13 protein-coding genes are annotated in these 12,989 nt (G+C 69.3%); 1 reads left to right on the top strand and 12 read right to left on the bottom strand.

The features are described from left to right. Positions 1–81 precede the first annotated feature (81 nt). The 5 genes from Q1X76_RS02895 to modA form a co-directional block, all read right to left on the bottom strand. Positions 82–1,023, bottom strand: a complete 942-nt coding sequence (locus Q1X76_RS02895) for a DUF4037 domain-containing protein (protein WP_300718030.1) — start codon at positions 1,021–1,023, stop codon at positions 82–84. Between the two features lie 30 nt (positions 1,024–1,053). Further along, complete coding sequence (locus Q1X76_RS02890) at positions 1,054–1,989, bottom strand: DMT family transporter (RefSeq protein ID WP_300718028.1); 936 nt, start codon at positions 1,987–1,989, stop codon at positions 1,054–1,056. Positions 1,990–2,612: 623 nt separating this feature from the next. Beyond that, a complete protein-coding gene (locus tag Q1X76_RS02885; RefSeq protein ID WP_300718026.1) occupies positions 2,613–3,392 on the bottom strand; it encodes an ATP-binding cassette domain-containing protein in 780 nt (259 codons plus the stop codon). Further along, positions 3,389–4,078: a molybdate ABC transporter permease subunit gene (modB, locus tag Q1X76_RS02880; protein ID WP_300718024.1), complete on the bottom strand. Its 690-nt coding sequence runs from the start codon at positions 4,076–4,078 to the stop codon at positions 3,389–3,391. The genes Q1X76_RS02885 and modB overlap by 4 nt, the downstream gene beginning before the upstream one ends. Positions 4,079–4,280: 202 nt before the next feature. Then, positions 4,281–5,063 (bottom strand): molybdate ABC transporter substrate-binding protein, encoded by a 783-nt coding sequence (modA, locus tag Q1X76_RS02875; protein ID WP_300718022.1) that lies wholly within the window; start codon positions 5,061–5,063, stop codon positions 4,281–4,283. Between the two features lie 152 nt (positions 5,064–5,215). On the opposite strand from modA, the gene Q1X76_RS02870 reads away from it, so the two are divergent. Then, positions 5,216–6,322 carry a TOBE domain-containing protein gene (locus Q1X76_RS02870; RefSeq protein WP_300718020.1) on the top strand — a complete coding sequence of 369 codons (1,107 nt, stop codon included), beginning with the start codon at positions 5,216–5,218 and terminating at the stop codon, positions 6,320–6,322. A gap of 674 nt (positions 6,323–6,996) precedes the next feature. On the opposite strand, the gene Q1X76_RS02865 is transcribed toward Q1X76_RS02870, so the two are convergent. The 7 genes from Q1X76_RS02865 to Q1X76_RS02835 are packed head-to-tail and all read right to left on the bottom strand — an operon-like array spanning position 6,997 to position 12,989. Beyond that, the gene (locus Q1X76_RS02865) at positions 6,997–7,692 is read right to left on the bottom strand and encodes a histidine phosphatase family protein (protein ID WP_300718018.1); all 696 of its coding nucleotides are present in this window, start codon (positions 7,690–7,692) and stop codon (positions 6,997–6,999) included. A 3-nt stretch (positions 7,693–7,695) separates the two neighbouring features. After that, the gene (locus Q1X76_RS02860) at positions 7,696–8,937 is read right to left on the bottom strand and encodes a DVU_1551 family NTP transferase (RefSeq protein ID WP_300718016.1); all 1,242 of its coding nucleotides are present in this window, start codon (positions 8,935–8,937) and stop codon (positions 7,696–7,698) included. Next, a complete protein-coding gene (locus tag Q1X76_RS02855; protein ID WP_300718014.1) occupies positions 8,919–10,166 on the bottom strand; it encodes a DVU_1553 family AMP-dependent CoA ligase in 1,248 nt (415 codons plus the stop codon). Before Q1X76_RS02855 ends, Q1X76_RS02860 begins: the two co-directional genes overlap by 19 nt. Next, complete coding sequence (gene trsS, locus Q1X76_RS02850) at positions 10,153–11,616, bottom strand: radical SAM (seleno)protein TrsS (protein ID WP_300718012.1); 1,464 nt, start codon at positions 11,614–11,616, stop codon at positions 10,153–10,155. The genes Q1X76_RS02855 and trsS overlap by 14 nt, the downstream gene beginning before the upstream one ends. Then, positions 11,609–12,070 carry a DVU_1555 family C-GCAxxG-C-C protein gene (locus Q1X76_RS02845; protein WP_300718010.1) on the bottom strand — a complete coding sequence of 154 codons (462 nt, stop codon included), beginning with the start codon at positions 12,068–12,070 and terminating at the stop codon, positions 11,609–11,611. The genes trsS and Q1X76_RS02845 overlap by 8 nt, the downstream gene beginning before the upstream one ends. Next, positions 12,067–12,777, bottom strand: coding sequence for a DVU_1556 family methyltransferase (trsM, locus tag Q1X76_RS02840; RefSeq protein ID WP_300718008.1), 711 nt, complete (start codon positions 12,775–12,777; stop codon positions 12,067–12,069). The genes Q1X76_RS02845 and trsM overlap by 4 nt, the downstream gene beginning before the upstream one ends. Beyond that, positions 12,774–12,989 carry a DVU_1557 family redox protein gene (locus Q1X76_RS02835; RefSeq protein WP_300718006.1) on the bottom strand — a complete coding sequence of 72 codons (216 nt, stop codon included), beginning with the start codon at positions 12,987–12,989 and terminating at the stop codon, positions 12,774–12,776. Before Q1X76_RS02835 ends, trsM begins: the two co-directional genes overlap by 4 nt.

The following is a 12,989-nucleotide window of genomic DNA, read 5'->3' as shown; positions in this document are numbered from 1 at the left end:
TACGTCGCCCTTCCTCCCGGCGTGGCGCACGGCACCATCCTGTGCACGGCACTCGTCAGTGCGGCCCGCAGTCCCCTGCCCTCAGTCGCGCAAGAGGTCCATGCGCAGGATCTCCGCCGTACGCACCTGACGCATCAGGGCCGGCCCGTGCAGCCACAGCCAGCTGTCCTCCTCGTCGCTCAGGCCCTGACGGCGCAACTCCGCCGCCACCAGGACGCAGATATCCTCCACGGCCGCCACGGCGCGCTGCCCGCCTTCTTCCGTCGCCAGAGATGCCGCAGCGGCCTGATGCAGGGCGGTGCAGATGTCGCTGCCCAGACGGGGCAGGGCCTGCACGGTACGGTGGGCCCATTTGTAGAAGGGCAGATAGCGCCGGTTCAGCAGGCAGACCAGGGAGAGGGCCGCTTCGCTGAACCTGCCCAGGGCCAGCATGGCGCCGATACTGTCCCCGCGCTGGAGGCAGCGCGGCAGATTGTACTGCCCGGCCTGTGCCATCTGCATGCAGCGCGTGGCCATTTTTTTCAGGTGCAGGTCTCGGGGGAAATAATCCAGCAGCGTCGCGCGCCAGGCCGAAAAACGGCCGGGACCGTCAAAAAAGACCTCGCCGCCGGTACAGGCGGCCAGGGCCCATTCCTGCATGCCCAGCCAGTGCCGCCAGTCATGGGGCGGCGTATCCCGGCCGGTGAAGCGGGCGTAGAAATCTTCCGTGGCCATGGGCCCTACCCGCCCCAGACGCCGTTCCGGGGCCATGCGGCAGGGCAGGCCCCCGAAGGTCGCCGGCAGCAGGCGCAGGACCTCCTCCAGACGCTGCCGGTGCCGGTCCAGATCCTCCCGGGAAAGCCAGATGCAGAAGCCCGGCCCCCAGTCATGATCCCGGGAGATCCCGTCGTCGAAGCCCAGACATTCCGAGCCCTCCCCTGCCAGACCGATGGCGCACAGGGGCAGGATCTCCCCCGCCTCCCTTTCCAGCAGAGGCAGGCAGTGTTCAAAATACCGTCGCGAAAGTTCCAGTCCGCAGGCCATGACGACTCCTGATGGCGGGATGCCCGCCGTTTATCTGGGCCCGGCAGCGGCATGCCGCTGCCCCCACAGGGCCACGATGAAGATCCCTCCCAGGATGGCCGCCGAGCAAAGGACAAGGCGCAGGGTGATGGCCTCGCCCACGAAGACCACGGCCCCCGCGGCCGTGATGACGGGGACGCTCAGCTGGGCCGCCGCTGCGGCCGCGATACTGTAGCAGGGCACCAGGGCGTACCAGAGGACATAACCGAGCGCCGAAGCCAGGGCCCCGGCACACAGGGCCAGCAGCACGCCCTCCGGCGGCAGGGAGAACCGCCATGCCGCCACCAGCAGGAGCAGCAGCGCCAGCGGGACACAGCGGATGAAATTGTCGGTGGTGGCCGCCGCCGCATGCCGGGACCGGCGTCCGCACAGGCTGTAGGCTCCCCAGGCGGAACCGGAAACGAACATCACCACGGCCGCCGGCAGGGGCGGCGCTTCCAGCCCGGGCAGGAGCAGGAGCACAAGGCCCGCCATGGCCAGACCGATGCCCAGGGCCTGCCCCGGATCGAGACGCTGCCCGGCGCGGATGCCGTAGCCGAGCATGCTGGTCTGGACCGCCACGGCGATGACCAGGGTCCCTGCGGCGGTGGGCATGTTCACATAGGCGACGGAAAAGGCCAGCATATAGATGAAGAGCGCGACGGCCGCAGGCCAGCTGCCCTGGCCCCGCCAGTCCGGCGCAGGCTGGCGCTTGCGGCAGCGCCAGCGATGCAGCGCCAGGAGCATCAGCGCTCCCGAGATCAGGCGGATGGCGGTATAGCTCGCCGGATCCATGCCGTGATGCAGCAGCGCGAGGCGGCACAAGATGGAGTTGAGGGCAAAAAGGGTCATGCACAGCAGCGTCAGCAGGATCAGGCCCGCCCCTTTCTGCCAGGGGCGGTGCGCATCAGCGCCTGCCCCGGCCATGGATCTTTCTGTTTCTGTCATCTGTCTCTCCGCATGACGTCCCTGTTCAGCGCTGCGGCTATTCAAAAGAAATCTGTGACAAATGACAAGCAAAATCCATGCCTTTGCCTTTTTTGGCAGTATGCGCCGCCACCGTGCGGCACCGGCCCTGTCGTCCCGCCGGCAGATGATGCAAGCATGCACCGCGCATGCTCCCGGAGCGTGCAGCAGCGCAACAAAAAAAGCTCCCGAAGGAGCTCTTTCGTCCGGCGGTCCGCCGCTCCACGATAGTGCACAAAAGGATCGTATGTCATGCGGCTCCCTGCATGGCCGCGTCGTGGACGGCAGACGGGACGCGCCCTCGCGCCTGTTGCGGCCAGCCCTGCAGCGGGGCCCGCTTCAGGTGGGACGCGCAGGACGCCAGCGAGAACGGCAGCCGGGTGCAGCGCCACGACGCGCCCCCGTTGCCGCGCGGGGCAGCATCCCGAAGTCCCTGCCCATGATGTCCGTGGCGTCCGCCGTTCGCCGCGCACGGCGACGTGTCCCGGGGATGGCGGTCCGGGAAACGGCAATCCGCTGGGATAGCGCCCGCAGACGGGGCAGCGGGACCTCCAGGGGCCGGGGCGGGCTTTCGCGCCCAGGGCCCCGCAGGCCGGGCCGGCCGTTCAGCAGGCCCTTCCCCGCTCGGTCTCCTCCTGCATCTCCTTCTGCAAATGGCGCAGGCAGTCGCCGGCACTGGCGTGATCCCGGCGCAGGGGCTCATAGGCCGGGATCATGCGCGCCCGCCCGCGATGGTACATGACCAGGGTCCCGGCAAAGGCGTCCACGTCGTCCGGGTCATGGCTGATGATGACGGCCGGGATGGTGAGGCGGGAAAGGATCTCCTGGATCTCGCCGCGCAGGCGTTCGCGCAGCAGAGGGTCCAGCGCGGAGAAGGGTTCATCCAGCAGGAGCAGCGAAGGCCGCGTGCCCAGCGCCCGCGCCAGGGCCACGCGCTGCTTCTGCCCACCGGAAAGATGGCCGGGATACAGGCCCGCCAGATGGGCGATGCCCAGCCGGTCCAGCATCTCCATGGCCCATGCCCGCTGCTCCCGGTTCACCCGCCAGGGAAAGAGCCCGGTACCGGCGTAGGCCACATTGTGCAGCACGCTCAAATGCGGGAACAGGGCGTAATCCTGGAACATGTAGCCGATGCGCCGCCGCCGTGCGGGCAGGCAGATGCCCTGCTCGCCGTCATAGAGCACATGCCCGTCCACGGCGATATGCCCGGCATCGGGGCGGACCAGACCGGCAAGGCAGTGCAGGGTCAGGGTCTTGCCGGAACCGGAAGCGCCGAACAGCACCATGGTCCGGCTGCTTTCCGGCATCTCCAGCCGGATGTCCAGATGGAATGGAGCCGCCCTGCCGGGATCGTCGAACGATTTTTTGATATCCAGATAGATCATGCGCCGCGCCGCCTTCTTTTGTATTTGACCAGCACCTCGGCGGCCATGAGCAGGGACACGCACAGGCCGGAGGTCACCAGCACCAGCAGGGTCGCCAGCGCGTCATTGCCCGCCTGGAAGGCGTCGTAGATGGCCAGGGCCAGGGTCTGCGTCTTGCCGGGGATATTGCCGGCCACCATGAGGGTCGCGCCGAATTCGCCCATGCCCCGGGCAAAGGCCAGCATGAGCCCGGCAAAGATCCCCTTCCAGGCCAGCGGCAGGGAGACCGTCAGCAAAATGCGCAACTCGGAGGCGCCAAGGGTGCGCGCCGCATTCTCCAGATGCGGGTCCACCTGCTCAAGAGCGGCACGCGCGGACTTGTACAGCAGGGGGAAGACCACCACCGTGGCGGCCACCACGGCCCCCTGCCAGGAAAAGATGAGCTGCAGCCCGAGCTCGCGCAGGGACGGTCCCAGCAGACCGTTACGCCCGATGACGAGGATCAGATAATAGCCCAGCACTGTGGGGGGCAGCACCAGGGGGAGCGTACACAGGGCATCCAGCAGGGCAGGCAGGGGACCGTGGCGGCGGGCCAGGCGCCAGGCAACGAACAGCGCGGCCAGGAAGGAAAGGGCCGTGGCTATGCCGGCTACCCGCAACGACAGCAGGAGCGGCTGGGCCAGGTCGGTAGGGACAAGGTATTCCATGCGGTATCCAGACGACGCCCCTGCCGGACAGGCAGGGGCCGCGCGACAGAAAAGGCAACATCCTGCGCCCGGCGGGCAAGGCGGGCCCGCCGGGCGCAGGGGGCGCAGCTCACAAAAAGCCGGGCCCGGACATGCAGGAGTCGGGACATGTCCGGACCCGGTAAACGGGCCGCAGCGTCCGCAACGCTGCCGCCATCAGAAATTACGGCTTGGAGAAGCCGTAACGGGCCAGGATCTCCTGCCCTTCGGGGGAAAGGGCAAAGTCCACGAAAGCCTGACCCATAGCAGCGTTGCTGCCGGTGGTGGCCACGGCAATGGGATAGGTGACAGGCTTGTGTCCCGTGAGCGTCAGGCAGACGGCCACCTTGTCGGCACGCTGCTTGGCGTCGGTGGCGTAGACGATACCGGCATCGACTTCGCCACGGGCCACATAATCCAGAACCTGCCGCACGCTGTTGCCGTAGACAAAGGAGGACTGTAGGGCATCCCAGAGCCCGGCGTTCTTCAGGGCGTCGCGCGTATAGCGGCCCACGGGCACGCTTTCAGGCGAGCCCACGGCGATGCGCTGGGCCTTCTTGAGTTCGCCGAGGCTGGCGAACTTGTGCCCCTGGGCAGGCACGATGAGCACCACGGTGTTGCTCACGAAATTCTTGCGGCTTTCAGGCTTGATGAGCTGGGCCTTCTGGGCCTTGTCCATGGTCTCCTGGTCGGCGGAAGCGAACGCGTCCACCGGCGCGCCTTCCTGCATCTGCTTGAGCAGCGGATTGGAAGCGGCGAAGTTGGTGTGTACGGTCACGCCCGGATGGGATTTTTCAAAGGCGGTCTTCAGTTCCGCGAACGCATTGGTCAGACTGGCCGCGGCGGATACGGTCATCTCTCCGGCGGATGCCGTCATGACCTGCCCGCAGCCCAGCGACAGCATCAGGACGGCGGCCGCCAGGCACACGCTTTTGGCACAGGCGGAAAGCATACGATCAACCCACATACAAGCCTCCTTGGCTTTTCATGTTCTCGTCATGCTGCACTTTACGCGCCTGAGGCACGGGAGCAAGGCAGGCACGGATTAGACAAAAAGCGTGACAGCTTGTAACATCTTATGATTCAATTTATTTTGGAGGTGGTTATCGGAGGGTTCTTATGGTTTCTGCGCAAAAACGTGAAAGACTCAGCACTTTGCTGCACAGTCTGGAAACTGAAGACAGGAAATGGCTCCAGCAAAAGCTCATGCGGCAGGACAACGCCAGCCTGCTGCGGGACGAGAAAGGCCTGAGCGATCAGGAGCTGCTGGCGGCCGAGTCCTGGTACTGGCAGCAGTATGCCGAATCGTCCAGCATGCGGGCGCGCCGGGCACATGCCCGCCTGTGGTGCATCTTCATGCTCTTGCGCTACGGCGGCCTGCGCCTGGTGGAAGCCCTTTCGCTGGAGCTGACGCATATGGACTGGAGCGCGGGCACCATCCACATCCAGGGCGAACATGCCCGCCAGGTGCCCCTGCCGGCCACCCATGCCCGCAGGTTGCGCCAGATGATGGAAGACCCCGCCCTGTTCTCCCCCAGCGGCGCCCTGCTGCGCTGTGACGCCAGCTATGTGCGCCGCAGCCTGCAGCAATGCGGCAACGCCTGCGGCCTGCCCGCCGGCCTGCTCAGCGCCCGCAGCCTGCGCCAGACCCGCATCATCGAGCTGGTGCGCCAGGGCCTGCCCGCGCCCGTGGCCGACATGTTCGCCGGACGCAACCGGCGTCAGCAGTCCGGCAGCATCCGCTACAACCTCAAGGCCGCCCAGAGCCTGCTGCGCGAACACGTCCAGCGCACCAGCGGCCTGCGGACCAGCGCCCGCAACGTCTTCCACGGCCGCATCGAACAGCTGCGGGCCTCCGGCATCATGGTCACGGTGGTCCTGTGTACGGCCGGGGGGCTGCACGTCACGGCCATGATCACGGATGAAAGCAGCAAGAGCCTGGGCCTGGCCAAGGACATGCTGGTCACGGCCAGCATCAAGGCCCCCTGGATCATCATCGAGCCGGACCAGGGCCAGGAGACGCCCCCCGTGGCCAGCCGCAACTGCTTTCGCGGCACGGTGGAGCGCGTGCGGCAGGACGAGATGCTGGCCGAGATCCTGGTCAACCTTCCCGACGGCAGCCAGGCCTGCGCCCTGCATGTGCGCGGCGAGAGCCCCATCCCGCCGGTGGGCAGCAGTGTCTGGGTCATCTTCAAGGCCCTGTCCGTCATCCTGACCCTGGATTAAACCCAGGCGCATCATGTTTCGTCCGGGGGGAGGGCCCCCCCTGGGCCCGCGCACAAGAGGGCTCCTTTCCCCCGGGCCCCATCCTTCCCCCAGCGCGCGTTATTGGGAGGATGGCGAGGGGCGGGACCATCGTCTCCCCTGTGCGGCCGTCCCCGAAAAAAATGCCGCCTGCCCGCGGGCAGTCCAACGCGGATCTGCCCCGCACGGACGGGAACAGACGTGCTTTCCGGCCTGTTACGGCAACGGCCTCCTGCCGGGGGACATCTGTCGAGCCCTGCCTTCAGGAAAGACCCGGGAAGGGGAAAGACGCCCGCAAGGCCGCGCCCCCTGCCTCCCGGATGAGGCCGGGACAGGCCGCGTGGCCGGCCGGAAACACAAAAGCCCCCTGCGTACAGGGGGCACGACGTAGCGCCATGACGGCGGGAAAAAGAAGAACCCCTGCGAACAGGGGCGGGAATGACGGTCAAAAAGGGACGACGGCCCGGGACCGTCAGCGAAGGACGGCCCGGCGGATGGCGGCGCGCTGCTCTTGCGCGCAGGCCCGCAACGCCATGACAGACGGCCGCAGCCTCCCGCCTTTCCGGTCCTGCCGCGCCTGCCTCCCCGAACTGATATTCCTTATCCGACGCTCCAGCCCGCCGACCCGGCAGCGCGGCGCATCCGTGCGCCCTTCATCAGGCTTGCAGGGGGGACCGCCCTTCCGGCCAGGAAGGCAGCCACATGCGGCAGGCATAGTGCTGAGGCACGCGCATCACCTCCCGCAACGGCAAGGCCAGCCAGTGGCAAAGGAGCGTGCGCAGGACGCCCGCGTGGCTGACCAGCAGCAGGCATTCCCCGGAAAAGCGTGATCGCCAGCGCTCCACACAGGCCACGGCCCGTGCCTGGACCCCGGCGAAGCTCTCCCCTCCCGGCGGCGTGAAGTCCGCCATGGCCGCCCCGCGCGCCGCATGGCTGCCCGGCCAGCGTGCCTCCACTTCCGCCACGGTCAGTCCTTCCCAGCCGCCCAGCGAGATCTCGCGCAAGGCGGCATCCGGGAAGATGTCCACATCATGCCCGTATCCCCGGAAGACCTCCCGCACCAGGGCCGCGCTTTCCCGGCAGCGGCCAAGATCCGAGCAGACGATGCGCCGGGGCAGCGTCGCCGGCCCTCCTGCCACGGCCGTCACCGGTCCCGGCATGTCCGCCCGCTCCGGCACAGGACGCATGACGGGCCCGGCCTGCGCCACGCCGCATTCCGCCAGCAGGGCACGGGCGGCACGGCGTACCTGCTCCCGTCCCGCATCGCTCAGGGCTATCTCCCGCGCGCCCACGAAACGCCGTTGGGGATTGGGCGGCAGGGCTCCGTGACGCAGCAGCCAGAGACCGTCCATGGCCTAGACATCCTCCGCCGGGAAGCCGCCCACGGGGGCCCAGAGCCTGCGCGTGGCATCCAGCGCCTGCGCCCGGGCCGCCACATCGGCCGCGGCCAGAGCTTCCCGGGCCAGCCGGGCCGGGTCCTGCCCCAGCTCGGCGGCAAGACGGCCCTCCAGGGCCAGGGCCCGGTCGCGCCGTCCTTCGATACCGGCACGGGCCTCGGGATCAGCACCGAATTCTTCCAGTTTTTGCCCGAAACGCCGCATGATGGGGAGCCAGTTCCCCCCGCGGCAGTATTTGTCCGCCAGATAGACCAGCTCGTGCGCCCCCAGCTTTTTCTCCGCCGGGACGCTCTGGTCGCGGTGCGCCGCCACGATGCCCGCCATGCGGGGCAGGCCGAGCCGCGCCAGCAGCCGCCCGCCCGCAGCCTCATGCCCGTGCGCGCCCTTGCGGATATCGTGCGTCAGTCCGGCCGCCAGCGCCAGGGCCCTCTCCACGGGATCGTCCTCCCGACGCGCCGCCGCCAGGGCCGCGCACAGGGCTTCGGCCACCAGTCCCACGGCCAGCGCATGCCGCAGTCCCTGCTCCGGCACACCAGCCTGCAGCAGCAGGGCCTCCGCCTCTTCCCGCGTCAGGGCTCCATGACAGGCCGCCCGGGCCTGCAGATGCGCGTACTGTGCGGGCGTGTCCATATCCAGCAACATGGCGCTGTCCGCCACCGGCACCTGACGGCAGGGGACCTTCGCCAGGGCCCCGCGCAAGCCCTCCTCGCCATCATGGTCCAAGATGGCCGGCACCAGGGAGAGCGGCAGGCAGACGGGATGGCCGGGCTCCGTGCCGAAAACAGGCTGCAGGGCCGTGTCCGGGCAGACCGCCGCGGCCCGCAGCAGGGCCTGCACGGTCAGGCTCCGGGTCAGGGGCACGTCCACAGGATGAACGAAGACCACCCCCTGCCCCGCCGGGCAGCCGTCCGCTGCCGCCTGCTCCAGCACGGCGCGCAGGCCCGCGCAAAGGGAAGAGAACATGCCGTCTTCCGGTCGCGGGTTGCGCACGGGCCGCAGGCCCCAGGCGGGGGCCAGCGGTTCCAGCAGACCGGCATGATGGCCCGTCACCACGAAACAGTGCCCGCAAAAGGCGTACAATCCGGCCAGCGTCTCCAGGGCGCAGCGCGCCCCGTCCGCAAAGGGCAGGGGCAGCACGGCCTTGCATTGCCCCATGCGGGACGCCGCTCCGGCTGCCAGTATCACAGCGTAATGGCGCATGGCTCCCTCTCCCCGGCGCCCCCCTTGCGGGGATGCGTCAGATGAAAATCCTTCCCGTCGCACACGATGCGCCCCAGTACCGGCCCCAGGCGGGGCAGGGGGCTGCCGCAGGCGCACGGCCCCTCCAGCAGACTGGCCATGTCGCCGGTGCGGTAGCGCAACAGGGGCATGGCCCGCCGTTGCAGGGTGGTGATGACCAGCTCGCCGGGCTCGCCCGCGGGCAGGACCTCTCCCGTCACAGGATGGACTATCTCCAGCAGCAGGTCCAGGGCCCGCACATGCCGCCCTTCCCGGCAACGGCACTGCACGGCTCCGGCAAAAGCGCTTTCCGTGGACCCGTAATGCTCCAGCAGGGGGCAGTCCCAGTCCCGCTCCACCTGACGGCGCAGGGCCGGGTCCAGCCAGTCGGCAGCGCACAGGACGGCGCTCAGGCCGGGCGGTGTCTGCGGGAAAGCCTGCCGCAAGTCTTCCAGCTGCCGGGGCAGCAGGACCAGGGCCAGACCGGCCGGAGCCGTGTCCGCCAGGGCCTGCCAGATACAGCGCAAGTCGGCCAGACGGGCCCGCTCCGCTCCCGGGGCCTGCTGTGGCGCGACGAGCAGGGCCTCCGCCAGTTCCATGCAGGCCGTCACCCGCACGCCCTGCGGCGCCAGGCAGGCGCTCAGCAGATCCGTGATGCCCCGGGGCCGGTGCGCGCCCGGCAAAAGCACGGCCACCCGCTGCCCTGCCGTGACCATCTGGGCCATGCCCACGGCGAAGAAATCCCGCGTCCGCGCCAGCTCGGCATCACTGAAGGCCAGACGTTTGGGCGCGCCCGTGCTGCCGGAGGTGGCCACCGTGACCATGCGTGCCACCGCATCGCGCGAGACGCAGAGCAGGGCCTCGCCGGGGCGCAGGTCATCCGCTGTGGTGAACGGCAGTTCCGCCAGTTCGGAAAGATCATGCAGCGGCCGCAGACCGGCTGTCGACAGACGGCCCGTCGCCTGCAGGCGCTGCCGGTACAGGGGACCGTGCAGCGCCATGTGGCACAGATCGGCATTGAGCAGTTCCAGCTGGCGCGCACGCACGGCGGCAGGCAGGTCTTCCGGCCGTGCGGCCCCGCATTCCGCCGCCAGCCAGGCATCCAGCCCCAGCGCGAAGGGCGCGGGATGCGTCAGGGCCCGCAGGACCGCCGGCGGCAGCCCCGCCAGTGCCGCGCCGCTCACGGCGGCCCCTCCCCTATCCGGCGTCATGATGCGTCTCCCCGCCGGCCAGGCGCTGGGGATAGAGCATCCGGCCTTCCGTGGAGGTGAGGTTGTGGAGACAGAAGGGGATCATGCGCCCGTCAGGACGCACCACATGGATGCAGCAGCCGCGCACCCGCTCCACGTCAAGGGCCAGGGCGTCCTGAAAGGCCATGCAGGAGAGGGTGAAACGCTGTCCGGCCCCGGCCCGGGCCAGGAAACGGCTGAAATCATCGGCCAGCGCAGCCCTGGAGCCGCTCCCTCCGGGCCCGGGCTCGCCGCGCCAGTGGCTGGCCACGAACTGGCGGGACTTGCGGGCGCCCTCGGCCGCGGAAGGCGGGACCCTGTCCACGGCAGGGCCGCAGCAGGACTGGGCCGCATCAGGCAGCCAGCGCAGCATGACGCCGCCGTCCGGGCCTTTTTCCCGGGCATAGAGGGCGCTGAAGGAACAGAGGGAATGCTCGCAGCCCGGCGGATGGAAGTGTTCCATGCGCAGCCACTGCGGCGCCTGACGGCAGAGGGCGGCCATGACATGGCTGAGGGTGAGACGCGGGCCGTCCTCCAGCCGTCCGGGATAGCGGCCGAAACGGGCCACAGGCTGGATGTGCAGACCGCGTACGGCGGGCCCCAGTTCCAGAGCCAGACGCAGCATGGCCCCCAGGCGGTCATCATTGACGCCCTGTGCCACCGTGGCCACCAGCACCACGCCCAGCCCTGCGGCCGCACACCGTTCCACGGCCCGGCGCTTGACCGCAGGCAGATCCAGCCCGTCGGGCAGGGCCACGGCCCCGCGCAGGGGCAGGCAGCCTGCCGCGTCGGGACTGTCCCATTGCAGATAGACGGAATCCAGACCGGCCTCGCGCAGCTGCCGGGCATAGCCCGCTTCCAGCCCCAGGCGCAGGCCGTTGCTGTTGACCTGCAACAGGCCGAAACCCCGTTCCCGGGCCAGACGGATGATGGCGGGCAGATCGTCGCGCAGCGTGGGCTCGCCGCCGGAAAGCTGGATGTTGCAGCCCGGCGAGGCCCGGCGCAGGCTGTCCAGCTGGAAGGCCAGGGTCTCCAGCGGGGGATCGTCGGGCACAGCGCCGCCCGCCGAGGCATAGCAGATGGGACAGGCCATGTTGCAGCGCAGGGTCACTTCCACAAGGCCGGTGCAGGTATGCTGGGCGTGCGCCGGGCAGAGGCCGCAGTCATAAGGGCAGCCGTGCCGTACCGGCGTGCGCGGTTCGCGCGGATAGGAGGGCGTCTTTGGCCGGGACCAGCTCTCGAAGCGCGGCGGCGTGATACCGTCCTCCGCGGCCTCGTGCCAGACCAGGGCGGCAAAAGGGCCGTGCTCGGGGCAGGTCCGTTCCAGCAGGATGTCCCCGCCCCGGCGCACATAGCGGGCATCCAGCCGCCGCAGGCAGACCGGACACAGGCTCTGGGTCTCGTGCAGCAGCTCCATGCGCACCTCAGGCATGGGCCATGAAATCCAGCTCGTAGCTCTGGACCAGTTCCAGGATCTTTTCCCAGCATTCGGCCAGAAGGTCGCCGCAGGCCACGGGATCGGGCTCCGCGGACGCATCGCTCCGCGCGCCCAGACCGGCCGCCACCTGCCCGCAGGAACAGCCGCCGTAAGCGGCCGTGCGTTCATAGAACCAGCTGGCGTACTCGTTGAGCAGGGGCGCCAGCATGGGATGGGCCTCCTCGCCTTCGGCCCCCTTGCCCGCCATCAGGGCCAGCGTGCAGGCGCCCCCCGTCAGCAGGCCGCAGGGGCCGTCGGACTGGCCGATGCCGTGGCAGAGGCCATGCAGGGCCCGCACCAGATCGGGGAGCTCCCTGCCCTGGGCCTGCAGCAACAGCTGCACCAGCAGCTGGCTGCAGCAATAGCCCTGCCGCACCAGCGGCAACAGATCCATCATCAGGGGATTCATGCTTCCTCCTTTTGCGCGATCCAGAGCGCATAGCCCGGCTTTTCCGCCGCCGTCCCGCAGCCGGGACCGCACAGGCCCCACTCCCGCAGGCTCTGCTTGTCGCCGTACCAGACCAGGGCGGCAGCCAGACGGGCCAGCGCCGGACTGGCATCCTCGAAATGGCGGAGCGTGAAGCCCGCCTCCGCGCACAGCGCCGTCCAGGCGGCCCGTGAACGGGCCCCGGCGGCGCAGCCGCCGGGCTGTGGTACGGCAGGGGCCGTGCCCCCGGCGCGCCGGTAGAGATCGCTGCAGGCCAGCAGCCCGCCCGGGCGCAGGGCGCGCCGCGCGTCGCGCAAAAACGTCGCCGCATCCGGCAGTACGGACAGCACGCACTCGCACAGGATCACGTCCAGAGCGCCGTCCCGTACCGGCAGGCCCGCGCAGGCATCCGCCACCAGATACGGCAGCCCTGCCGTCCCGTCCGGTGCCTCCGTCCGCCACTGGGGACGCGGCACCATGTCCAGCCCCCAGGCCTGCTGCCCCTGCCGGCGCAGATGGCGCACGCTGCCGCCGGGCCCGCAGCCCACGTCCAGGATGCGGCCGTGCGGCCCGGCATCGTGCCAGCGCCGTCCCAGGGCCAGCAGCCTGTCCGTGATCTCCGTGCCGCCGGGCCGCCAATGCTCGCCCGCGATGCGCCGGAATTCCGGCCGGGCATAGAGCTGGCTCACTTGTCTTCCAGCAGGGCTTCCACTTCCAGCATCTTGCCCTCGGCCAGCGACTTGGGCACCATGGTCAGGCCGCATTGCGGACAACGCGGCAGCATGACGTCGAAAGCGCTGTTGAGGTAAAAGACCTGCACCTTGCCCTGCTCCAGCGGGCAACCGCAACGGCCGCAGGTCCAGCTGCCGCGGTCCGGTTCATAATTGGGGCCGATACTCAT

The sequence above is a fragment of the uncultured Desulfovibrio sp. genome (assembly GCF_949282365.1).
In the GTDB taxonomy this organism is placed as follows: Bacteria; Desulfobacterota; Desulfovibrionia; order Desulfovibrionales; family Desulfovibrionaceae; genus Desulfovibrio.
The sequence above is the reverse complement of the archived record's forward strand: the minus strand, read 5'-3'. Positions and strand labels throughout refer to the sequence as shown.